The organism is Neoroseomonas eburnea (assembly GCF_018129005.1).
GTDB classification, from domain to species: Bacteria; Pseudomonadota; Alphaproteobacteria; order Acetobacterales; family Acetobacteraceae; genus Neoroseomonas; species Neoroseomonas eburnea.
In genome coordinates this window covers 40,352-61,365 of record NZ_JAAEDL010000009.1, presented here as the reverse complement: position 1 = coordinate 61,365, position 21,014 = coordinate 40,352, and the positions used below count along the sequence as shown (strand labels likewise).

Genomic DNA, 21,014 nt, shown 5'->3' with positions numbered 1-21,014 from the left:
CGTCGGCGCGCCTCTCGGACGTTGTTTTTTGGGATCGGGTTCGGATCGGCGGATGAGCGACCAGAACGAGCAGGACGCGGGCAAGAGCAGGCTGAGCCTTCGGCCCGGCGGACGCCTCGAACTCGGCAAGACGGTGGATGCCGGCAGCGTGCGGCAGTCCTTCAGCCATGGGCGCACCAAGACCGTGCAGGTCGAGGTGGTGAAGAAGCGCGTGGTGACGCCGCCCGCAAAGCCTGGGGTGAGTGCCCCCGCCGCTGCCCGCCCGGCCCCTGCCGGCGGGGCGGCGCCCGCCGGCGGCCAGTCCCGCCAGCCGGGACAGACGCAGCCCGCAGGCGTGCGCGCGCCAGCCGCCGGCCGGCCGCTGACCCAGGCCGAGATCGCCGTCCGGCAGCGCGTGCTGGAAGAAAACCGCCGCCTCGAGGCGCAGCGCCAGCGCGAGGAGCGCGAGCGCCAGGCGCTGATGGTGCGCTCCGCCGCCGAGGAAGCCGCCCGCAAGGCGGAAGAGGAGCGCCGCGCCGCCGAGGAGGCCGCCCGCCGCGCCGAGGAGGAAGCCCGCGCCGCCGCCGAGGCCGCGAGCCGCGCCAAGGCCGAGGAGGAAGCGCGTAAGGTCGCCGCGACCGCTCCGGCCCCCGCGGTCGCCGCTGCTGCCAGGCCGGCCGGAGCCCCTGTCGCGCGGCCCGCCGCGCCCGCCGCCCGCAAGCCGGAAGGCGAAGGCCCGGCTGCGCGGCTGACGCTCAAGGCCCGCTCCCCCGCCGAGGAGGAGGAGGATGGCGGCCGCCGTCCGGCCGTGCGCCGTGCGGGCGGCCCGCCGGGCGCCCCCGGCCGCCGGCCCATGCCGGTGCCGGTCAAGAAGGCCGCGCCGACCACCGACCGCCGCCGCGAAGGCCGCATCGACGTGCAGGCCGCGATCGAGGGCGAGGACGAGCGCACGCGCTCCATCGCCTCGCTGCGCCGCGCCCGCGACCGCGAGCGGCGGCAGCAGGAACTCCAGCGCCTGCGCTCCGGCACGGAGCGCGTGGTGCGCGACGTCGTGGTGCCGGAGAGCATCACCGTGCAGGAACTCGCCAACCGCATGGCCGCCCGTGGCGGCGAGGTGGTGAAGGCGCTGTTCCGCATGGGCGTCATGGCGACGCTGACGCAGTCGATCGATGCCGATACCGCGGAACTCGTGGTCCAGGAATTCGGCCACCGCGTGAAGCGCGTGAGCGAATCCGACGTCGAGATCGGCCTGGAGGGTGCGGAGGATACCGACACCGACCTGGCGCCGCGCCCGCCCGTCGTGACCATCATGGGCCATGTCGACCACGGCAAGACCTCGCTGCTCGACGCGCTGCGCAAGACGGACGTGGTGGCGCACGAGGCCGGCGGCATCACGCAGCACATCGGCGCCTACCAGATCACCGTGCCGGACGGGTCGAAGGTCACCTTCATCGACACGCCGGGCCACGAGGCCTTCACCGCCATGCGTGCGCGCGGCGCCTCCGTGACCGACATGGTGGTGCTGGTGGTGGCCGCCGACGACGGCGTCATGCCGCAGACGATCGAGGCCATCCGCCACGCCAAGGCGGCGGCCGTGCCGCTGATCGTCGCGGTGAACAAGATCGACAAGCCCGGCGTGAAGCCCGAGCGCGTGAAGCAGGAGCTGCTGCAGCACGAGATCGTGGTGGAAAGCCTGGGCGGCGACACGCAGGAGATCGAGGTCTCGGCGACGCAGAAGATCAACCTCGACAAGCTGCTCGAGGCGATCTCGCTGCAGGCCGAGGTGCTGGACCTGAAGGCCAACCCGAATCGCGCGGCGGAAGGCACCGTGATCGAGTCCAAGCTCGACCGCGGTCGCGGCCCCGTCGCGACGGTGCTGGTGCAGAAGGGCACGCTGAAGCAGGGCGACATCGTGGTGGCGGGCGCCGAATGGGGCCGCGTGCGCGCGATGCTCGACGACAAGGGGCGCCAGCTCAAGGAGGCGCCGCCGTCGCTGCCGGTCGAGATCCTCGGCCTGTCGGGCGTGCCGGCCGCCGGCGACAACTTCATCGCCGTCGAGAACGAGGCCCGGGCGCGCGAAGTCTCCGAGTTCCGCCAGCGCAAGGCGCGCGACAAGGCGACCGCGGCGCTCGGCGCGCGCGGCAACCTGACCGACATGCTGGCGCGCATCCAGGCGGGCGAGCAGAAGGAAGTGGCCGTCGTCGTGAAGGCCGACGTGCAGGGCTCGGCCGAGGCGATTGGCGTGACGCTCGGCAAGCTCGGCAACGAGGAGGTGAAGGTCCGCGTGCTGCACAGCGCGGTGGGCCAGATCACCGAATCCGACATCCAGCTCGCCAAGGCGTCCGACGCCGTGATCGTCGCCTTCAACGTGCGCGCCACGTCGCAGGCGCGCGACCTGGCGGCCAAGGAAGGCGTCGATATCCGCTACTACTCGATCATCTACGAAGTCGCGGACGACATCGAGAAGCTCTACAAGGGCAAGCTCGCCCCCGTGCAGCGCGAGAAGTTCCTCGGCTACGCGCAGATCCTGCAGGTCTTCGAGGTCAAGAAGATCGGCAAGGTCGCGGGCTGCCGCGTGACGGAAGGCGTGGTGAAGCGCGGCGCCGGCGTGCGCCTGCTGCGCGACGGCGTGGTGATCCACCAGGGCGAGCTGTCCACCCTGCGGCGCTTCAAGGACGATGTGCGCGAGGTCGGCAACGGCCTCGAATGCGGCATGTCCTTCGCCAACTACGACGACATCCGCGTCGGCGACCAGATCGAGTGTTACGAGGTGGAAACCGTCGCGGCGGCCTGACCGGAGGGGCTCTGCCCCTCCAAGCCTCTCCGCCACGGATTCCCATCGGCCGAAAGGCCTCTGGAGACCGTCCCTTGGTGCGGGGAGAGCAAGGGCGGCCCTTCCTGCCCGGTGCCAGTTTCCGGTTTCCAAAGGCCTTTCGGCCTTTGGCGGGGCGGTCCGGAGGGGCGGCGCCCCTCCGGTTCCATCCGCGGAGGATGAAGACCATGACAGCAAAGCATTCCCGCCCTGGCGCCCCCTCGCAGCGCATGCTCCGCGTCGCCGAGGAGATCCGTCACGCCCTCTCCGCCGTCTTCGCGCGCGAGGAGTTCCGTGACCCCGAACTGCACGGCGTGCATGTCACGGTCACCGAGGTCCGTGCCTCGCCCGATCTCAAGCACATGACGGCCTTCGTCTCCGCCCTGGGCCGCGACCTGACCGATGCGCAGCTTGCCGCGCTGAAGCGTGTCTCCCCCTTCCTGCGGCGGGAGGTGGCGCATGCCGTGCGGCTGAAATTCGCGCCGGACCTCCATTTCCAGCCCGACACCGCGCTGAACTATGCCATGCACATCAACGAGGTGCTGCACCGGCCGGAAGTGCAGCGTGATCTCTCGCCGAAAGCGGAAGGCGAGGAATGACCGCCACCCCGCCCGACGAGGCGCCGCAGATCCGTGTCATCGCCATGCCGGCGGATGCCAACCCGGCCGGCGACATCTTCGGCGGCTGGCTGATGGCGCATATGGACCAGGCGGGCGCATCGGTGGCGCTGCGCCGCGCGCGCGGGCGCGTCGCCACCGTGGCGGTGGAGGCGATGTCCTTCCACCTGCCCGTCGCGGTGGGCGATGAGGTCAGCCTCTACGGCAGGCTGCTCGGTGTTGGGCGAAGCTCCATCCGTGTGCATGTCGAGGCCTGGCGCCGCGACCGCACCAGCGAGGAGGCGGCGCGCGTCACCGAGGCCACCTTCACCTTCGTCGCGCTCGACGCGACCGGCCGGCCGCGGACCGTGCCGCCCGACGGCGCCTGATCAGGAGGCGCAGCTGAAGACCTGCAGCACGTACAGGACGCCGATGACGAGGCCCGGCACCATGAAGCCGAGCGCCGCGAAAGGTGCCGCGACCAGCGCCCCGAAGAATGCGGCGGTCCAGCTTTCGCCGGCAATCCCGCCGATCCCCGCGCCGGTCGCCAGCATCATCGCGGCGATCAGGATGCGGGCCCACAGCGGGTGGCCACGGCCGGTGCCTTCCTTCTCGTCCTCCGGCATGGACGGCCAGACCCTCTGAAACGGCGCCCGCCGGGCGCCCCTGACACCTTCTTCGGATCATCTCATGGCCCATCACCGCCACCGCAAGCCGAAAGGCCGGCCGATCGACGGCTGGCTGATCATCGACAAGCCGACCGCGATCGGCAGCACGGACGTCGTCGCCATCTGCAAGCGCGCCTTCCAGGCGCAGAAATGTGGGCATGGCGGGACGCTCGATCCGCTGGCGACCGGCGTGCTGCCGATCGCCTTCGGCGCGGCGACCAAGACCGTGCCCTATGTGATGGACGGCACGAAGCAGTACCGCTTCACGCTGCGCCTGGGCGAAGCGCGGGATTCCGACGACGCGGACGGCAACGTCACCGCCACCAGCGATGCCCGCCCGACCGACGACCAGATCCGCGCCGCCCTGCCGGCCTTCATCGGCGACATCATGCAGGTCCCGCCGATCTATTCCGCCATCAAGGTGGCCGGGGAGCGCGCCTATGACCTGGCGCGGGCCGGCGAAACCGTGGAACTGGCCGCCCGCCCCGCGCGCGTGGACCGCTTCGAGCTGATCGAGCGGCCGGATGCCGATACCGCGGTGTTCTTCGTGGAATCCGGCAAGGGCGTGTACATGCGTTCCCTGGCGCGGGACATCGCCCGCGCCTGCGGCACGGTGGGGCATATCGCTGCCCTGCGCCGGCTGCGGGTGGGGCCGTTCCTGGAAAAGGACTCGGTTCCGCTGGACAGGATCGCGGTTTCCGGCGATACCCCGCCCCCTTCTCCGGACCTGCTGCTTCCGGTGACGACCGCGCTGGCCGACATCCCGGCGCTGGCCCTCACCGAGGCCGAGGCCGCCCGCATGTCGTTCGGCCAGCCGATTCCGCTGGTCGAACTGATGGGCCGGGTTCCGCGCGAGGCCAACCCCGATGGGGGCTTGGCCAGGGCGATGGCGGGGGGGCGCCTGATGGGCCTCGCCCGCTTCGAGGACGGCTTGCTGAAGCCGGAGCGGTGGCTGGGCCAGGGCGGTTCCTAGGCTGCCCGATGACCATGGCGCCGCGCGGCGCCAGGGCTTCCGGCCAGCCAAAACCGATGCCGCAGGGGCACGACCCCCGGCCAACATGAAGGATAACCCGATGTCGATCACTGCGGAGCGCCGCCAGGCGCTGATCAAGGACTATGCGACCGGCCCGAACGACACGGGCAGCCCGGAAGTGCAGGTCGCGATCCTGTCGGAGCGCATCTCGAACCTGACCGAGCACCTCAAGACCCACGCGAAGGACTTCCATTCGCGCCGTGGCCTGCTGGTGCTGGTCGGCCAGCGCCGGGGGCTGCTGGACTACCTGAAGCGCAAGGACCAGAAGCGCTACGAGACGCTGATCGGGCGACTCAACCTGCGCCGCTGAGCCGACGCCGGGTTTCGGACCGAAGAAGCGACGGCCGGCGAAAGCCGGCCGTTCTGCTGTTCAGGCGGCGACCTTGCCGCCGGGACGGGGGACTTCGATCACGAAAAGCCGGTGCTGCGCCGTGTCGACGCGGCGGCGCATCTCGTCGCGCCAGACGCGTTCGGCCGTCGTGGCGTCATGGTAGGGGCCGAAACATTCCTCCGTGCCGGGCTCGAGATCCTGCCATTCGGAATCCGTGAAGACCCCGCCCCAGACGAACCAGAGTTTGCGCGCCGCCATCATGCTCTCCGTAGCCGTGCACGCCCATTATGCTGCACTGCACGCGGCGTGGCGAGATCGCGCCGAGGCGCCTGGAAGGGGCGCCGCCCGATAGGGGGAAGATGGGAGCCGGAGAGAGGCTTTGCCCCTCTCCGGACCTCTCCCCGCCAACGCCCGCAGGGCCTTTGGACAGCGGCACCTCGCGCAGGGCGATAGGGCTGGGCCCGAACGATGCGGGCGCCGGGTCCCCGTGGTCAGCAGTCGATGGTGGCCGACCCGCCCGTGCCGGGCACCGACTCGCCGAGGTCCGCGTGCCGGCCGGGCGGCTTGGGGGGGCAGCGCCCCTCCAGCCCCTCGCCCCGACAGGCCGGCGCCCTCTTGCGAGCGTCAGCCCTCCGTCCCGAAGGCCTGGGTCTTCACCAGCCGCGCATAGAGCCCATCCGCCACCATCAGTTCGCCGTGCCGCCCCTGCTCGACCGCGCGCCCGCCTTCCATCACCACGATGCGGTCGGCATCGCGCACGGTGGCGAGCCGGTGGGCGATCACCAGCGTGGTCCGCCCGCTGCGCAGCCGGGCCAGGGCCTGCTGCACCAGCGCCTCGTTCTCGGCGTCGAGGGCGGAGGTCGCCTCGTCCAGCAGCAGGATGCGCGGGTTGCGCAGCAGGGCGCGGGCGAGGGCGATGCGCTGCCGCTGCCCGCCCGACAGCCGCGACCCGCCGGAACCGAGTCGCGTATCGTAGCCCTGCGGCAGCGCGGCGATGAAGTCGTGCGCGGCGGCGGCGCGGGCAGCCGCCTCGACCTCGGCCTGCGTCGCGCCCTCGTGCCCGGCGGCGATATTGGCCCGCGCCGTGTCGTCGAAGATCACCGCGTCCTGCCCGACATAGGCGATGGCGTCGCGCAGCGAGGCGAGCGTCACGCCGCGGATGTCGGCGCCATCGATCACCACGCGGCCTTCCGTGACGTCGTAGAGCCGCGGCACCAGCGCGATGGCGGTGGATTTGCCGGCGCCGGACGGGCCGACGAGCGCCACGGTCTGCCCCGGCTCCGCCGTGAAGCTCAGCCCGGCGAGCGCGGCATCCGGCACGCCCTCATAGGTGAAGCCGACATGCTCGAAGGCGATGCGCCCGCGGCCGGCGGGCAGTGGCGCGGCGTCGGGGGCATCGAGGATGCGCCGCCGCTCGTCCATCACGCCGAAGACGCGCGACAGCCCCGCCAGCCCTTCCTGCAGTGCCGCGTTCAGCGAACCGAGCGCGCGCGCGGGGCGGGAGGCGATGAGCAGCGCGGCGACGAAGCCGGTGAACTCGCCGATCGTCCCGCCGCCGGAGGCGACCCGCCAGCCGACCACGACCAGCACGGCGGCGACGGCGAGCCCGCCGAGCGCCTCGAGCATCGGGTCGAGCGAGGCGCGGGTGCGGGCGATGCCGTAGAGGCTTTCCCGCAGCCTGGCGAAGAGGCCGGCGGCGCGCGCTTCCTCGGCCGCTTCCAGGCGATAGGCGCGCACCACGCGGGCGGCGCCGAAGGATTCCGTCAGTGTCGCCGCGGCCTCGCCGACCCGTTCCTGCATGCCGCCCGAGGCGCGGCGGATGCGCTTGCCGAGTTTCAGGATCGGCACGATGGCGATCGGGTAGAGCAGCGCCGCGACCAGCGACATCTGCCAGTCGAGCCAGACCATGGACGCGACCAGGCCGACCACGGTCAGCGCGTCGGCGATGGCGTTGATGGATTTGGTCAGGGCCTCGCGGATCAGCGCGGCGTCGGTGGTGAAGCGGGCGGCGTGGCGGGCCGGCGCCTCGCGCGCCACCACGGCGAGGTCGGCGCGCGTCAGGGCGCGGAACAGGTCGTTCTGGATCGCCTCGATCACCCGCAGCACGACGGATTGGATGGCGACCGCCTGGCCGTACTGCGCCAGCGCCTTGAACGCGGTGACGAGGATGATGACGAGGGGGATGGCCCAGAGCAGGTCCTGCCGCCCTGCGGTGAAGAGGTCGAAGGATTGCTGGATCACCACCGGGTAGAGCGCGGTCAGCCCCGCCACCCCCAGGGTGCAGACCAGGGCCAGGGCGATCCCGCGCCGGTGCCCGCGGACATAGAGGCGCCAGAGGCGGGCGAGCAGGGAGCGGGTGGTGGTGTCGAGGGAGGCGGCCATGCGGGCGGGATAGCCCGGACCGGCGCCGGGCGGTATCCGGCGCCGCGGGCTTGTCACGGGAATGCCCTTGCGGCGCTGCTGCGGCCTGTGCTAGTTCTTGTTTCGTTCCGGTGAAGGCGGCGGGACCGGATCCCCCACTCAGCCCCCGAGTGCGGTCCCGCCGCCGCCCTGGGCGAGGCGCCGGCGCAGTTCCGCGAGGCAGTCTTCGCGGGTCGCGGCGCAGCCGTCGGACAGCCACCAGCCCCGCAGCTCCGTCAGGATCCGGCCCATCTCGGGGCCTGGAGGGATGCCTTCCTCGATCAGGTCGCGGCCGAGCAGCGGGAAGACGGGAATGCCCTCTTCGGCGACGATCGCTTCGATGCGCTTGCGCAGGTCGGGCCAGTCCGCCTCCGGCGCCACCTCGCGCGCCTCGGCGAGCCACGTGCGCAGCAGGACGAGCCGCGCCGGCGCGCCGAGCCGCGTCGCATCGGCCCGTGCGAGGGCGCGGCGAATCGCGGCATCGTCGGCGCCCGGGATGAGCGCCGCGCTGACGTCGCGCAGGGCCTCCAGCCAGCTCCGCTCCTCCGCCGAAACCTTCAGCCGCTGCGCCACCGCGGCAGTCGCGACCCCTTCGGGCAGCAGGGCAGCGAGCCGCAGCAGCGGCTCCGCCGGCGCGCCGGCCGCGACGAGCCTCAGCAGCACATCCGGCGCGCCGGCTTCCGGCAGCACCGCGCCGAGCACCCCCGTCTCCGCCATCAGCCCCAGCGTCGCGACCGGATCCGGCACGGCGAGGATGCGCTTGAGCTCCATCCACACCCGTTCGGCCGAAAGCCGCGCCAGCCCCGGCACGGCGCGGCGGATCGCCGCGACCGCCGCGGCATCGGGCTCGCCGGTCCCGTAGCGCGCCTGGAAGCGGAAGAAGCGCAACGCCCGCAGGTAGTCCTCGGCGAGCCGCGTGTCGGGGTTCCCGACGAAGCGCACCTTGCCCGCCGCGAGGTCCGCAAGGCCCGAGAAATAGTCGAACAGCGCACCATCCGGGGCGAGGGACATGGCGTTGATGGTGAAGTCCCGCCGGGCCGCGTCCTCCCGCCAGTCGGTGGTCCATTCGACCACCGCGTGGCGGCCATCGGTCAGCACGTCGCGCCGCAGGGAGGTGACCTCGACCGGCTGCCGGTCCTTCACCGCCGTGACGGTGCCGTGGGCAAGGCCGGTTTCGAACACCTTCAGCCCCGCCGCGAGCAGGCGGGCGGCAATCTCCCCCGGCGGGAAGGGGGCGGCGATGTCGACATCGGCCGAGTCGCGCCCGGCCAGAGCATCCCGAACGCAGCCGCCGACCGCCCGCGCGCCTGGCAGGGAAGCGAGCACGGCGGCGACCGCCGGCGCGTCGAGGAAGGCAGGCCGCTGGATGGTCGCGGCCGGTGTGTCGCTCATCTGCGCGGCTCCGCATGCCCCGGCTCGACGCGGTCGCCTTCCAGGTGGGCGGGGACGTAGGTGGTGCCCGGCGGCCCGCTGCGCGACAGGCCGAACCACACCGCGCCGGCCAGCATCAGCGCCACGCCGATCCCGGCGAGGACCAGCAGGACGGTGCTCGGTTCGGTGTTCGGGTTGAGCTTCCGCCACAGGCCGTAGGCCGCGAAGGGCGCGAGGAAGAGCAGCAGTTCGAGCAGGTAGGGCACGACGCAGGATGGCCCGGCTGGTACCGGAAGTGAAAGCGGCGCCGCTCCGGCAAGCGTGACTTGAAGCGAGGGAGTGCGGGGCCTCAGCTCTCGGTTGCCGAAACGAACACCCGGCGATGTCCCGCCCGCCTGCCGGCGAGCGTCGCATCGCCGAGGCGCGCAGACAGGCGGGAGGGCGTTCCATGAGCGAGGTGCTGGCCTACATGTCCATTCCGGGCATCCGGATCCGGAACAGCAGCTCGGTGATCGAGGGCGAGGTCTTCGACGACATCACCGACTGGGGTGGGACCTTCGTCGAAAAGGCGCGCGCGGCGCTGCTGGAACTCGCCTCCGGGCCGATGGGGCGCGGGCGGATGATCATCGACGGGGTCAGCGCGGCGCTCGGCAGCCGGGGCCATGCCATCACCATCGAGCCTGCCACGGATTTCGACGGGCAGGCCGGCTCCGGCTGGTCGGATGAACTTCTTCTGGTGCGGTGGAACCCGGAGCCGATGCCGGTCTCGGGCGATGACTTCGACCAGCTCGACGGCATCCCGGCCTTCATCATCCTCGGCCATGAGCTGATCCACGCCATGCACAGCCTGACCGGCATGGTCACGCGCACCAGGAACCGCTGGGACGACAAGGCCGTGGAGGAAGCGCGGACCATCGGCCTCGGGCCGTGGGAGGGCGAGCCGCTCACCGAGAACGGCCTGCGCGACGAATGGGGCTTGCGCCCGCGGCGGACCTTCACCGGGTCGGAGGCGAAGCAGTTCCTGAAGGGGACCGGGTACGACATCTAGCTGAGGCGGATCGAGGGGGCTTTACCCCCTCGAGCTCCCCCACCAGGGGACACGGTCCCCTGGACCCGCGGTGACTCGAAGTACTGGTTTGCAAAGGCCTTTCGGCCTTTGGCGGGGGGTCAGGGGGGCGGCGCCCCCCTGCGTCCCGGCCCGACCCAGACCCCGACCCCGACCGGCGGCACCCAGGGCTGCTGCTGCGTGATGGTCGGATCCGGCGGGCACATCGGCCGCAGGGCGCCGCAATCCCAGGCGAAGTGGTCCGGCCGCCCGGTCAACTGCCCGCCGCGCTCGAAGCGGCATTCGCAGAGCTTCCCCGCCATGCAGGCGACCTGCCCTTCCCGCGCGCGGGTGCAGGCGGGCGGCGCCTGGGCGGCGGCGGGCAAGGCGAGCAGGAGCAGGAGCGCGGCCAGGCGGTGCATGGCGCCATCCTGGACGGCAAAGATTGCGGCTCCGTGGACGCGGGACCGCGTGGCTGCCGCGCGTCATGGCCACCGGCTTGACGCACCCCCCATCGATCGGGGTAGGGAAGCTGACCGGCATCAAGACCGGAAGCGCCTCCGCACCGGGCAGACCCGCTGCGCGAGGAAGGCAAGGCACCCTCCACTGTGGACCGGCGGCGCTCGCGCTTCCGGGCTTCTGCGGCCCCCGCCGGAGCCGCCGCGAGACGAAGGCCGCACCATGCCATATGCCGATCCGTGCCCCGATCCTTCCATCCCCGCCGCCTTTGCGCGGCTGTGCGGCGGCCGGGCATGGTCGTCGCGCCTCGCCGACCTCGCTCGGCGGGCGCAGGCCGGCCCGCTGTCCGGCCGCGCGGTGCAGCAGCGGCATGCGCTGGAATTCGTGCTTGCCCGCGCCGCGGATCCGGGCGCGGCGGGCAAGCTCGGCCACGCCGAACGCCGCGTGCTGGCCTTCGCGCAGGAGGCGGTGCGCCTGGCGCGCAGCCTGCCCAAGGGGCCGCGCGACCGCCTGCGGGCGCTGGTCCAGGAAGGGCTGACCGGGGAGGCGACGCTGATCCCCCTGTTCCACCTGTTGCGCACCGCCGCGCTGTTGCGCAACCGCGGCTTCGCGGTGGACTTCGCCGGCCTGGCCGAGGAGACGCCCTACGACCTGCGCGTCACGCGCGACGGAGCGACGGCCGAGGTGGCCTGTGAAACGGTCTCGGCCGAGGAGGGCCGCCCGGTGCATCGCGGCGACTGGTGCGCGCTGGTCGATCGCGTGCATCCCGGGCTGCAGACCTGGCTCGCCGCCCATCCGGGCCGCTACCTGCTGAAGATGACGCTGCCCGAGGGCTTCGCCGGCCCCGACAAGACGGCCGAGCTGCATGCGCGGATCATGGCCCTGCTCGCCGCCGAGAAGCGGCAGGATGCGAGCGCGGACGCGGTGCTGAAGCTCGACCCGCTGGTGCTGGCCGGCGCGCTGGCGGGATCGGCGCTGCCGAAGCGCCTGCGCGAGCAGTTCGGGCCGGAGGCGCATCTCGCCGTCACCGCGGACCCGTCGGGCGGGTCTGTCTTCGTCATGGCGGCGCGGGCGGGGCGCGAGAATGCGGTGGCGGGCGCCGTCGTCTCGCGCATGCGGCAGGCGGCCGGATCGCGCCTGACCGGCGCGGCGCCCGGCATCCTCGCCATGTTCGTCGAGGACATCGACCGCGCCGAATGGCGATCCCTGCGGGAGACGCTGGAACTGGAGGGTGCCGCGCGGCGCTTCCTGACAGAGCCGGGGTCGCGGCGCGTGGTCGCCGCGGCCTGTTCCTCGCGCATGGAGATGTTCGGCATGGCGCCGCCGGACGCCGCGCCGGAGGGCGAGCTGCGCTTCCGCAACCCTTCGCATCCGGCGGGCCGGCTGGCAGCTCTGGCGCCGGCGGTGACGTCGACCAACTAGCGTCCTGGTTCCGAAGTCCTGCGGACTTCGTGCTTGGGCCACCAGCCCGTGTCTCCGCTGGCCCGATCGTCCGCTCCGTACTCTGGAGATCAAGCGCGCTTCGCGGGCGGGATACCAGGCGCCGTGCCTGCTCCCGCCTGCTGCGAGCCGCCCGGAACGGTGCCCCGGCGTCGATTAGGCGAGGCAAGCGGCGGGCGCGGAGGTCGCTGCCGGCCGTCCGGCCGGAGCGCGGCGGTTCGTCGTCTTCGCCGGCCGGACCCTGCCGTACTGCAAGCCCTGGACCCCGGCGGAAGGCCGGGTCCGCCCGCCGCGGGTCATGCGATGGCGGGTTCTTCCCGCCGTCCGGCCGCCGCGCGGGGGCGGAGCAGGGCGGCGGCCGCAACCACGATGCCGCCCAATGTCCCGATCGCCCCCGCCGCGTTGAGCGAGAGCGTCAGCCCCGCCGCCGCCGGCAGCGGCCCCGCCAGCGCATAGCCGGCGACGCCGAGGCCCGCCCCGAGCGCGGCTCCGCCCAGCACCTGCACGCGGTAGTCGTCGGTCAGCAGGCGCAGCGCTGCCGCCGGGCAGACCAGCATGGCGACGACCAGGATGCTGCCCACAGCCTCGAAGGCGGCGACCGCTGCGGCGGCCACCATCAGGTTCAGCGCCATTTCGAGCCGTCGCGCGGGCAGGCCGAGCGCCGCCGCATAGTCCGGATCGAAGCAGAGCAGATGCAGCGGCCGCCACAGCAACGCGACGATCAGCACCACCGCCGCCGCCACGCCTGCCAGCAGGTGCAGCTGCCGGGGCAGGTGCGCCAGCGCCGCCGGGTCGAGCAGCGATGACCAGCCCTGGGCTTCGAGCCACACCACCGTCTCGAGCTGCCCGAACAATACGCAGTCGAGGTCGAGGTCCACGCTGCGCGCGCCGGAAACCTCCATCAGCACCAGCCCGCCGGCGAAGAAGGTAGTGAAGACCGCGCCGGTCGCCGCGCCGGATTCGATCCGCGCGGCGCGGCGGACCACCGTGATCAGCACGGTCGCCGCCAGGGCGGCCGCGAGCGCACCCGCCAGCATCGGCAGCCCGCTCCGCGCCCCGGTCAGCGCGAAGCCGGCGATGATGCCCGGCAGGACCGCATGCGACAGCGCATCGCCGAGCAGGCTGTCCCGCCGCAGGAGCAGGAAGGAGCCGAGCAGCCCGCAGGTGCCGCAGGCGAGCATCGCCGCGACCAGCGCCGGCAGGTCGAGGCGGAGGAAGTCGGGGGCGCTCATGGCCTGCCTCCGAGCGCATGGGGTGAGGCGGGCAGCGCCGAAGGTTCCGGCAGCAGCCGGGTGGCGACCTCGGGCGTCAGCCCGTGCTCCACCAGGTCCGCCAACCGGTCCGCTCCGGCGGTATCGGCGGCGCCGAGGGCCAGCAGGTGATGTTCCACCGCGCGATGCGCGCGCACCGCCCGCCGCGCGGCGGCCGCACCCCTCGGCGTCAGATGGACCTGGCGTTCCGACAGTGCCACCAGATCACGCAAGGCAAGCCAGCGCGCCAGCCGCCAGGCGCGGCCTTCCCCCCAGCCGCGCGCGGCGGCGATTGCCGCGATCGGCGTCCAGCGGTCGCCCGCCGTGCCCGGGCCGGCGCCGGCGGCCTCCTGCGCTTCCCAGGCGGCGCGCAGGAAATGGTCCTGCGCCATGGCAAGGCGCCGGTTCGCGCTGCGCAATGCCTCCGCCACCAGCCCGCGGTCGGGGGAGAAGAGCAGCGCCAGGGTGAAGCAGGCCGCGCCGACCAGCACCACCGCGGCACCGGTCGGCAGGTCGGGATCGATCGCCGAGGCCGCGGCGCCTGCCGCACCGCACACCGCACCCACCATCGCCGAGAGCAGCAGCAGGCGCGGCAGGCGGAAGGTCAGCAGCCGCGCTGTCGCCGCCGGCAGCACCAGCAGCGCCACGATCAGCACCAGCCCCACCGCCTGCAGGCCGGCCACCGTCACCGTCACGATCAGCCCGAGCAGCGCCAGGTCGGTGCGCGCCGTGCGAAGACCCAACACCCGCGCGAAGTCGGGGTCGAAGCAGGCAGCGCGCAGGCGCTGGAACAGCAGCAGGCAAAGCAGCAGTGCCAGCATCGCGACGGCAGCGGCCCAGAAGGCGTCCTCCGCCCGCATCGCCGCCGCCTGTCCGAGGATGAACTTCGTCAGCCCCGCCTGTGCCGCGTCAGGCAGCGTCTGCACATAGGAAAGCAGCGCGACGCCGGCGGCGTAGAAGGCGGAGAGCACGATGGCGATGGCCGCGTCCTCCCGGATGCGGCGCGTGCGTGCGAGCGCCTGCACGGAGAGCACGCCGGCGATGCCGGCGATCGCCGCGCCCGCGAGCAGCGGCGGCAGGTCGCGCGGATCATGGCCGAGCGTGGCGACGATGAGCGCGGCCAGCACCACGCCGGGCAGGGCGGCATGGCCCACCGCGTCGGCAACGAGCGCACGGCCGCGCAGCAGGGCGAAGGCGCCGACCGTGCCGGCAGCGAGGCCGAGAAGGGCACAGCCGGCAAGGACGACAAGGGTGTTGTAGCCGAGCGTCACGGACGTGCCCACCCAAAGGTCGGGGGAGGGGAAGCTCCTCCGAACCCCCGCCCTTCCTTGTCACCTGGAGACTGCCCTCCGAAGTCGGTTCCCGGCTGCCAAGGAAGGTCGGGGCGCGCGGGGGGAAGTTCCCTTCCCTCCGCCCTGTTCGAACGCCTCATGCCCGCGCCCCCGCCGCCACCGAAGCTCCTTCCAGCAGGTTCAGCCTGCCGCCATAGGCCGCCGCGATCGTCTCCGGCGTGAAGGCCTGCTGGACCGTGCCGGCCGCAACCGCCCGCCCGTTCAGCAGCAACACGTTGGAAAAGTAGTCCGGCACGGTCGAGAGGTCGTGATGCACCGCGACGACGCTGCGCCCGGCCTCGGTCAGGCGGCGCAGCACGGCGACGATCGCCTGTTCCGTCGCCGCGTCCACCGCGGCGAAGGGCTCGTCCATCAGGTAGAGGTCGGAATCCTGCGCCAGCGCCCGGGCGAGGAAGACGCGCTGCTGCTGGCCGCCGGACAGGCGGCCGATCTGGCGTTCGGCGAATTCCTCGAGACCCACCTCGGCGAGCGCGGCACGGGCGGCCTCGCGCTCGGCGCGCGGCACGCGGCCCCACCAGGCCATGCGCGGATAGCGCGCCATGCAGACGACATCGAGCGCGGTTGCCGGGAAGTCCCAGTCCACGCTTGCGCGCTGCGGGAGGTAGCCGACCCGGTTGCGCACCTCGTCCAGCGGCCGGCCGAAGAAGGCCGCGCTGCCGGACAGCGCGGGGATGAGCCCGAGCGCCGCCTTGATCAGCGTGGACTTGCCGGCGCCATTCGGGCCGACGATGGCGGTCAGCCCCTCCGGCGCCACCCAGGTGACGTCCCACAGCACCGGATGGTCCCCGTAGGCGACCGTCAGGCTGCGGATCTCGAGCGGCGGGGCCGTGGTCACGCCGCCAGCCTCCCGTTCAGGCCACGGGCGGGGACGCGGCCGCCCAGGGCGCGGGCGATGGTGGTGATGTTGTGGTCGAGCATCCCTTCATAGGTGCCCTCGTAGGTCCCTGGCCGGCCCATCGAATCGGAGAAGAGGTTGCCGCCGAGCGCGACTCGCTGGCCGCGCGCGCCGGCCCCTTCGATCAGCGCCCGCACCGCGCGGTCGGGCACAGAGGATTCGGCAAAGACGGCGGGCACCTGGCGATCGACCAGGGTGCGGACCAGCGCCTCGATGCGGGCAAGGTTCGCCTCGGCTTCGGTCGAGAGACCCTGGATGCTGTCCACCTCGAGGCCGTAGCGGGCGCCGAAATAGGCGAAGGCATCATGGGCGGTGACCAGCAGGCGTTGCGGGGCGGGGATGGAGCCCAGCGCCTCCCGCCCATAGGCGTCGAGGCGGGCGAGGCGGGTCCGGAATGCCGCCAAGCCTTCCGCGAAGGTTGCCTGCTGGGCGGGCATGTAGCGGGCGAGTGCCTCCGCCGCGCCGCCGGCGGCCTCCGCCCAGAGGGTCGGGTCCATCCAGACATGTGGGTCGGCGGCATCGGGGTAGTCGGGGCTCGCGCGCAGCCGGGCGCGGGGCAGCGTCTCGGCCACCAGCACCACCGGCTTGCCGGCGCCGCGGGCGCGTTCCAGCACGTCGCCCATCCGCCCTTCCAGGCGGTGGCCATTGCCGAAAACCAGGTCGGCGGCGAGCAGGCGGGAGATGTCGTTGCGCGTCGGGCGGAAAAGGTGCGGGTCGACGCCCTCGCCGATCAGCGTCTCGGTGTGCAGATGGGGCCCGGCGAGGCTGCGCACCATGTCGCCGACCATGCCGACGGTGGCGAGCGCCAGGGGCGGCCGCCGCGCCTGCGCCTGGGCCCGGGCGGGCAGGCCGAGGACGGCGGCGCCGAGCAGTGTCCGGCGGCGAACGGATGAACACGTATTCATGTCTTCAATTATCCTTTGTTTTTCAATAAGTTAGACGGTATGGCGGAAGTTGCCCTGTTGGCGCGGCATGTCAAGGGCGGGTCTTGCGGTGGTGGGCTGCCGCGGGCGAGGCTGCGGGATCGTGAAGGAGTGGCGGGTGCGCGCGCGGACGAGGATCGGCGAGGACCTGGTGGTGGAACTGGCGGAGACCTTCCGCCTGATGAGCGATCCGACGCGGCTGAAGATCATCCTGGCCTGCCTGGATGCGCCGGCGGCGGTGGGGGAGATGGCCGAGCGGCTCGGCATCTCGGCCTCGCTCGTGTCGCACCATCTGCGGCTGTTGCGCGCGGCGCGGCTGCTGCAGGCGGACCGGCGCGGGCGGCAGGTCTTCTACGTGGTGGGGGATGAGCACATCCGGTCGATGCTGACGGACATGGTCGACCACGTCAGCGAGGAGGACCAGACGGAGACCGAGACCTGAGAAACCGTCTGGAAAGTCCGGCGCCGGCCCGCAAACGCGCCATGAGGCGCGTTTCCGAACGGGCTCCGAGCGGCCGATCCGCGATGCGTGCTGGCGCGCCCGTTCGGCGGGGCGGCGCCGCGCGGCCGGGGATCCTGGCGCCATCGGCGCGGGGCCGGGCCCGGCGCCGGCATTCCCGAAGGCCCGCCGGCATTTCCTGGCCGGATCAGCGCGGGCACGGGAATGCCTTTCATCAGAGAGTGCTCACTTGTGCGGTGCGGGCTGGCGCGATTATGGTCCGCGCGCGGCGCATCATCCGGGAGGGGTGCGGCGTGCGCTGCGCCCGGCGTGGCGGCAGGCTGCGATGAATCGGTTTTCTAGGGGCTGCGCGGCCGACGCGCACGGGGAATGGTGATGCGGGTGAGCGACGGGAAGCGCATCTTGGCGGCGATCGCCGGTCTGGCCGGCATGGCCACGATGATGGCGGCGGCTCCGGCCTTGGCGGAAGGCGCGGTCGGCGCGCCGCATGCCTGGGGCATGGGGCTGCAGGAATCGGGCGGTCCGATCAAGGACGCCATCCACCACTTCAACACGCTGGTCTTCAGCATCATCGTCGGCATCACGATCTTCGTGATGCTGCTGCTGGCCTGGTGCGTGTGGCGCTATCGCGCCTCGGCCAATCCGAACCCGTCCACAACCAGCCACCACACGCTGCTGGAAGTGGCCTGGACGGTGGTGCCGGTGCTGATCCTGGTGGTCATCGCGATCCCGTCCTTCCGGCTGATCTACTACCAGGACCGCACGCCGAACGCGGACATCACGATCAGCGTGCAGGGCCGCCAGTGGTACTGGAACTACACCTATCCGGACCACGGCAACTTCAGCTTCGACAGCTACCCGGTCGCCGAGGACCAGCTTCCGCCGGAACGCCGCAACCTGTACCGCCTCGCGGTGGACAATGAGCTGGTGATCCCGGTGGGCGCCAATGTCCGCGTGCTGACCACGGGCTACGACGTGATCCATTCCTTCTTCGTGCCCGCCCTCGGCATCCAGCGCTACAGCATCCCGGGTCGCACGCTCGAGACCTGGATGCGGGCCGACCGCGAGGGCGTGTTCTACGGCCAGTGCAACCAGATCTGCGGGACCAACCATTGGTTCATGCCGATCGCGGTGCGCGCGGTGAGCCGCGAGGACTTCGACAAGTGGGTGGCCGAGGCGCGCACGCGCTTCGCCCGGGCCGAGGAGCCGGCGGCGCCGATCGTGGCCGCCGCCCAGGGCACCCTTCAGATCGCTCAGGCGCGCCAGTAAGACGCGGCCGAAAGGGACAGACGATGGCGACCGCAACCGACGCGCATCACGACGATCATCACGACCACAAGCCGGGCTTCGTCGCCCGCTGGCTGTTCTCGACGAACCACAAGGACATCGGGACGCTCTACATCATCTTCTCCGTCTTCGCGGCGCTGATCGGCGTCGGCATCTCGGTGCTGATGCGCATGGAGCTGCAGCAGCCGGGGATGCAGATCTTCGCCGACGGGCAGGTGTGGAACGCCCTGGTGTCGGCGCATGGCCTGATCATGGTGTTCTTCGTGGTCATGCCGGCGCTGATCGGCGGGTTCGGCAACTGGTTCGTGCCGCTGATGATCGGCGCGCCGGACATGGCCTTCCCGCGCATGAACAACATCAGCTTCTGGCTTCTGGTGCCGGCCTTCCTGCTGCTGGGCGCCTCCGCCTTCATCGGTGAGGGGCCGGGCGCGGGCTGGACGATCTACCCGCCGCTGTCGAGCAACCAGTTCCATCCGTCCATGGCGATGGATCTCGCGCTGTTCTCGCTGCACCTGGCGGGTGCCTCCTCCATCATGGGTGCGGCGAACTTCATCACCACCATCCTGAACATGCGCGCGCCGGGCATGACCCTGCACAAGATGCCGCTGTTCGTGTGGTCGATGCTGGTCACCGCCTTCCTGCTGCTGCTCGCGGTGCCGGTGCTGGCGGGCGCGATCACCATGCTGATCACCGACCGCAACTTCGGCACGGCCTTCTTCAAGCCGGAAGGCGGCGGCGACCCGGTGCTGTTCCAGCACCTGTTCTGGTTCTTCGGCCACCCCGAAGTCTACATCATGATCCTGCCGGGCTTCGGCATCATCAGCCACGTGATCTCGACCTTCAGCCGCAAGCCGGTGTTCGGCTACCTCGGCATGGCCTACGCCATGGTCGCGATCGGCTTCGTCGGCTTCATCGTGTGGGCGCACCACATGTTCCAGTCGGGCATCGACGTGGACACCCGCGCCTACTTCATGGCCGCGACGATGGTCATCGCCGTGCCGACCGGCATCAAGATCTTCTCCTGGATTGCCACCATGTGGGGCGGCTCCATCGAGCTGAAGACGCCGATGCTCTTCGCCATCGGCTTCATCTTCCTGTTCACCGTGGGCGGCGTGACCGGCGTGGTGCTGGCCAATGCGCCGCTGACGCAGATCCTGCACAACACCTACTACGTGGTTGCGCACTTCCACTACGTGCTCAGCCTGGGTGCGGTGTTCACCATCTATGCCGGCTTCTACTACTGGATCGGCAAGATGAGCGGCAAGCAGTACCCCGAATTCTGGGGCAAGGTGCACTTCTGGATGACCTTCATCGGTGTGAACCTGACCTTCTTCCCGATGCACTTCTCGGGCAACCAGGGCATGCCGCGCCGTTACCCGGATTATCCGGAGGCGCTGACCGCGTGGAACTTCATCGCCTCGGTGGGGTCCTACATCTCGGCCGCGTCGCTGCTGCTGTTCCTCTACGTGGTGTGGCTGACCTTCCGTTCGACCGAGAAGGTGGCGAACAACCCCTGGGGTGCCGGCGCAACGACGCTCGAGTGGCAGGTCTCCTCCCCGCCGCCGTTCCACACCTTCGATGAGCTGCCGCGCGTGCGCTGAGGCGCGTGGCCCGATGGAGTGACCATGAGCGACAGCGCCATGGAAAGGGGACAGGGGGGCGCTGCCCCCCTTCCTGCTTCCTACGACATGTCGGAAGTGCGGGACTGGATCGCGCTGCTGAAGCCGCGGGTGATGACACTCGTGGTCTTCACCGGCCTGATCGGGATGCTGGTGGCGCCCGGCGCGCTGTCCATGCACCCGGTGCTGGCGGCGACGGCCATCCTGTGCATCGCGGTCGCCTCCGGCGCCGCGGGTGCCATCAACATGTGGTACGACCGCGACATCGACGCGGTGATGCGGCGGACATCAAGGCGGCCGATCCCGGCCGGACGCATCGCGCCGGGGGCGGCGCTCGCCTTCGGTGTGTGGCTCTCGGTCGCTTCCGTCACCGTGATGTGGCTGGCGACGAATGTCGCCGCGGCGACGATCCTGGCCCTGTCCATCGCCTTCTACGTCTTCGTCTACACCATGTGGCTGAAGCGGCGGACGCCGCAGAACATCGTCATCGGCGGCGCGGCCGGCGCCTTCCCGCCGGTGATCGGCTGGGCGGCCGTCACCGGCGACGTCACGCTGGTGCCGATCCTGCTGTTCGCCATCATCTTCTTCTGGACGCCGCCGCATTTCTGGGCGCTCGCGCTCTGGGCGCATGACGACTACGCGCGCGCCGGCGTGCCGATGCTGCCCGTCTCGGCCGGGGCGAAGGAGACGCGGCGGCAGATCGTGATCTACACCGTGCTGCTCGCGCCGCTCGGCCTCGTGCCGTGGCTGGCGGGCTTCTCCGGCCCCGCCTACGCCGCGGTCGCCGCGCTGCTGGGGGCACTGTTCCTGCGCCATGCGGTCGCCGTGCTGCGCGATCGGCAGGACGAGGCCGGCCGCAGCCTGACCGGGGATGCGCCGGCCAAGGCGTGCTTCCGCTTCTCGCTGACCTATCTGTTCACGATCTTCGCGGCGGTCGCGGTGGATCGCCTGGTCTTCTCGCCATGACGCCGGAAGAACGCGCGGTCTTCGAGAAGCGGCGGCGGGGGCGCAACATCGCGCTGCTGCTGGCGCTGATCGCGCTGGTCGTGCTGGTGTATTTCATCGGCATGGCGCGGGTGCTGCGAGGCTAGGAT

General features: G+C 71.7%; 22 protein-coding genes. 12 read left to right on the top strand and 10 right to left on the bottom strand.

Annotation, left to right across the window (positions count from 1 at the left end):
- The first annotated feature begins 52 nt into the window (after positions 1-52).
- The 3 genes from infB (at position 53) to GXW74_RS11010 (ending at position 3,776) form a co-directional block, all read left to right on the top strand.
- Positions 53-2,773 (top strand): translation initiation factor IF-2, encoded by a 2,721-nt coding sequence (gene infB / locus GXW74_RS11020; protein WP_211846557.1) that lies wholly within the window; start codon positions 53-55, stop codon positions 2,771-2,773.
- Between the two features lie 206 nt (positions 2,774-2,979).
- Positions 2,980-3,390 (top strand): 30S ribosome-binding factor RbfA, encoded by a 411-nt coding sequence (rbfA, locus tag GXW74_RS11015; protein WP_211846556.1) that lies wholly within the window; start codon positions 2,980-2,982, stop codon positions 3,388-3,390.
- A complete protein-coding gene (locus tag GXW74_RS11010; RefSeq protein ID WP_211846555.1) occupies positions 3,387-3,776 on the top strand; it encodes an acyl-CoA thioesterase in 390 nt (129 codons plus the stop codon). Before rbfA ends, GXW74_RS11010 begins: the two co-directional genes overlap by 4 nt.
- Here the strand turns inward: GXW74_RS11010 and GXW74_RS11005 are convergent, their stop codons facing one another.
- Positions 3,777-4,013, bottom strand: a complete 237-nt coding sequence (locus GXW74_RS11005; protein ID WP_211846554.1) for a hypothetical protein — start codon at positions 4,011-4,013, stop codon at positions 3,777-3,779.
- Between the two features lie 64 nt (positions 4,014-4,077).
- On the opposite strand from GXW74_RS11005, the gene truB reads away from it, so the two are divergent.
- Together truB and rpsO are read left to right on the top strand one after the other, a co-directional pair.
- Positions 4,078-5,028: a tRNA pseudouridine(55) synthase TruB gene (gene truB / locus GXW74_RS11000; RefSeq protein WP_211846553.1), complete on the top strand. Its 951-nt coding sequence runs from the start codon at positions 4,078-4,080 to the stop codon at positions 5,026-5,028.
- 100 nt (positions 5,029-5,128) lie between these two features.
- On the top strand, positions 5,129-5,398 hold the full coding sequence (gene rpsO / locus GXW74_RS10995; RefSeq protein ID WP_211846552.1) for a 30S ribosomal protein S15: 270 nt from the start codon (positions 5,129-5,131) through the stop codon (positions 5,396-5,398).
- Positions 5,399-5,458: 60 nt separating this feature from the next.
- On the opposite strand, the gene GXW74_RS10990 is transcribed toward rpsO, so the two are convergent.
- The 4 genes from GXW74_RS10990 to GXW74_RS10975 all read right to left on the bottom strand — a co-directional run bounded on the left by GXW74_RS10990 (position 5,459) and on the right by GXW74_RS10975 (position 9,456).
- The gene (locus tag GXW74_RS10990) at positions 5,459-5,677 is read right to left on the bottom strand and encodes a DUF4170 domain-containing protein (protein ID WP_211846551.1); all 219 of its coding nucleotides are present in this window, start codon (positions 5,675-5,677) and stop codon (positions 5,459-5,461) included.
- A 366-nt stretch (positions 5,678-6,043) separates the two neighbouring features.
- Positions 6,044-7,801 (bottom strand): ABC transporter ATP-binding protein, encoded by a 1,758-nt coding sequence (locus GXW74_RS10985; RefSeq protein WP_211846550.1) that lies wholly within the window; start codon positions 7,799-7,801, stop codon positions 6,044-6,046.
- A gap of 138 nt (positions 7,802-7,939) precedes the next feature.
- Complete coding sequence (locus tag GXW74_RS10980; protein ID WP_211846549.1) at positions 7,940-9,211, bottom strand: CCA tRNA nucleotidyltransferase; 1,272 nt, start codon at positions 9,209-9,211, stop codon at positions 7,940-7,942.
- The gene (locus tag GXW74_RS10975) at positions 9,208-9,456 is read right to left on the bottom strand and encodes a DUF6111 family protein (RefSeq protein WP_211846548.1); all 249 of its coding nucleotides are present in this window, start codon (positions 9,454-9,456) and stop codon (positions 9,208-9,210) included. The genes GXW74_RS10980 and GXW74_RS10975 overlap by 4 nt, the downstream gene beginning before the upstream one ends.
- Before the next feature lie 182 nt (positions 9,457-9,638).
- On the opposite strand from GXW74_RS10975, the gene GXW74_RS10970 reads away from it, so the two are divergent.
- Positions 9,639-10,238 carry a M91 family zinc metallopeptidase gene (locus tag GXW74_RS10970; RefSeq protein ID WP_211846547.1) on the top strand — a complete coding sequence of 200 codons (600 nt, stop codon included), beginning with the start codon at positions 9,639-9,641 and terminating at the stop codon, positions 10,236-10,238.
- 119 nt (positions 10,239-10,357) lie between these two features.
- Here GXW74_RS10970 and GXW74_RS10965 read toward each other — a convergent pair whose 3' ends face one another.
- On the bottom strand, positions 10,358-10,657 hold the full coding sequence (locus tag GXW74_RS10965) for a hypothetical protein (protein WP_211846546.1): 300 nt from the start codon (positions 10,655-10,657) through the stop codon (positions 10,358-10,360).
- Positions 10,658-10,916: 259 nt separating this feature from the next.
- Here GXW74_RS10965 and GXW74_RS10960 point away from each other — a divergent pair, with 259 nt between their 5' ends.
- Positions 10,917-12,116: a hypothetical protein gene (locus tag GXW74_RS10960; protein WP_211846545.1), complete on the top strand. Its 1,200-nt coding sequence runs from the start codon at positions 10,917-10,919 to the stop codon at positions 12,114-12,116.
- A 314-nt stretch (positions 12,117-12,430) separates the two neighbouring features.
- On the opposite strand, the gene GXW74_RS10955 is transcribed toward GXW74_RS10960, so the two are convergent.
- The 4 genes from GXW74_RS10955 to GXW74_RS10940 all read right to left on the bottom strand — a co-directional run bounded on the left by GXW74_RS10955 (position 12,431) and on the right by GXW74_RS10940 (position 16,536).
- A complete protein-coding gene (locus GXW74_RS10955) occupies positions 12,431-13,366 on the bottom strand; it encodes a metal ABC transporter permease (protein WP_211846544.1) in 936 nt (311 codons plus the stop codon).
- Positions 13,363-14,667: a metal ABC transporter permease gene (locus GXW74_RS28630; RefSeq protein WP_211846543.1), complete on the bottom strand. Its 1,305-nt coding sequence runs from the start codon at positions 14,665-14,667 to the stop codon at positions 13,363-13,365. The genes GXW74_RS10955 and GXW74_RS28630 overlap by 4 nt, the downstream gene beginning before the upstream one ends.
- Before the next feature lie 145 nt (positions 14,668-14,812).
- Positions 14,813-15,571: a metal ABC transporter ATP-binding protein gene (locus GXW74_RS10945; RefSeq protein WP_211846542.1), complete on the bottom strand. Its 759-nt coding sequence runs from the start codon at positions 15,569-15,571 to the stop codon at positions 14,813-14,815.
- A complete protein-coding gene (locus GXW74_RS10940) occupies positions 15,568-16,536 on the bottom strand; it encodes a metal ABC transporter solute-binding protein, Zn/Mn family (RefSeq protein ID WP_211846541.1) in 969 nt (322 codons plus the stop codon). Before GXW74_RS10940 ends, GXW74_RS10945 begins: the two co-directional genes overlap by 4 nt.
- A gap of 136 nt (positions 16,537-16,672) precedes the next feature.
- On the opposite strand from GXW74_RS10940, the gene GXW74_RS10935 reads away from it, so the two are divergent.
- The 5 genes from GXW74_RS10935 (at position 16,673) to GXW74_RS28375 (ending at position 21,011) form a co-directional block, all read left to right on the top strand.
- Positions 16,673-16,996 (top strand): ArsR/SmtB family transcription factor, encoded by a 324-nt coding sequence (locus GXW74_RS10935; protein ID WP_338148205.1) that lies wholly within the window; start codon positions 16,673-16,675, stop codon positions 16,994-16,996.
- 393 nt (positions 16,997-17,389) lie between these two features.
- Complete coding sequence (coxB, locus tag GXW74_RS10930) at positions 17,390-18,283, top strand: cytochrome c oxidase subunit II (RefSeq protein WP_211846539.1); 894 nt, start codon at positions 17,390-17,392, stop codon at positions 18,281-18,283.
- A gap of 23 nt (positions 18,284-18,306) precedes the next feature.
- On the top strand, positions 18,307-19,902 hold the full coding sequence (gene ctaD, locus GXW74_RS10925; RefSeq protein ID WP_211846538.1) for a cytochrome c oxidase subunit I: 1,596 nt from the start codon (positions 18,307-18,309) through the stop codon (positions 19,900-19,902).
- 24 nt (positions 19,903-19,926) lie between these two features.
- Positions 19,927-20,886 (top strand): heme o synthase, encoded by a 960-nt coding sequence (locus tag GXW74_RS10920; protein ID WP_211846537.1) that lies wholly within the window; start codon positions 19,927-19,929, stop codon positions 20,884-20,886.
- Entirely contained in the window at positions 20,883-21,011 is a 129-nt protein-coding gene (locus tag GXW74_RS28375; protein WP_272877266.1) for a hypothetical protein, read from the top strand. The genes GXW74_RS10920 and GXW74_RS28375 overlap by 4 nt, the downstream gene beginning before the upstream one ends.
- Positions 21,012-21,014 lie beyond the last annotated feature (3 nt).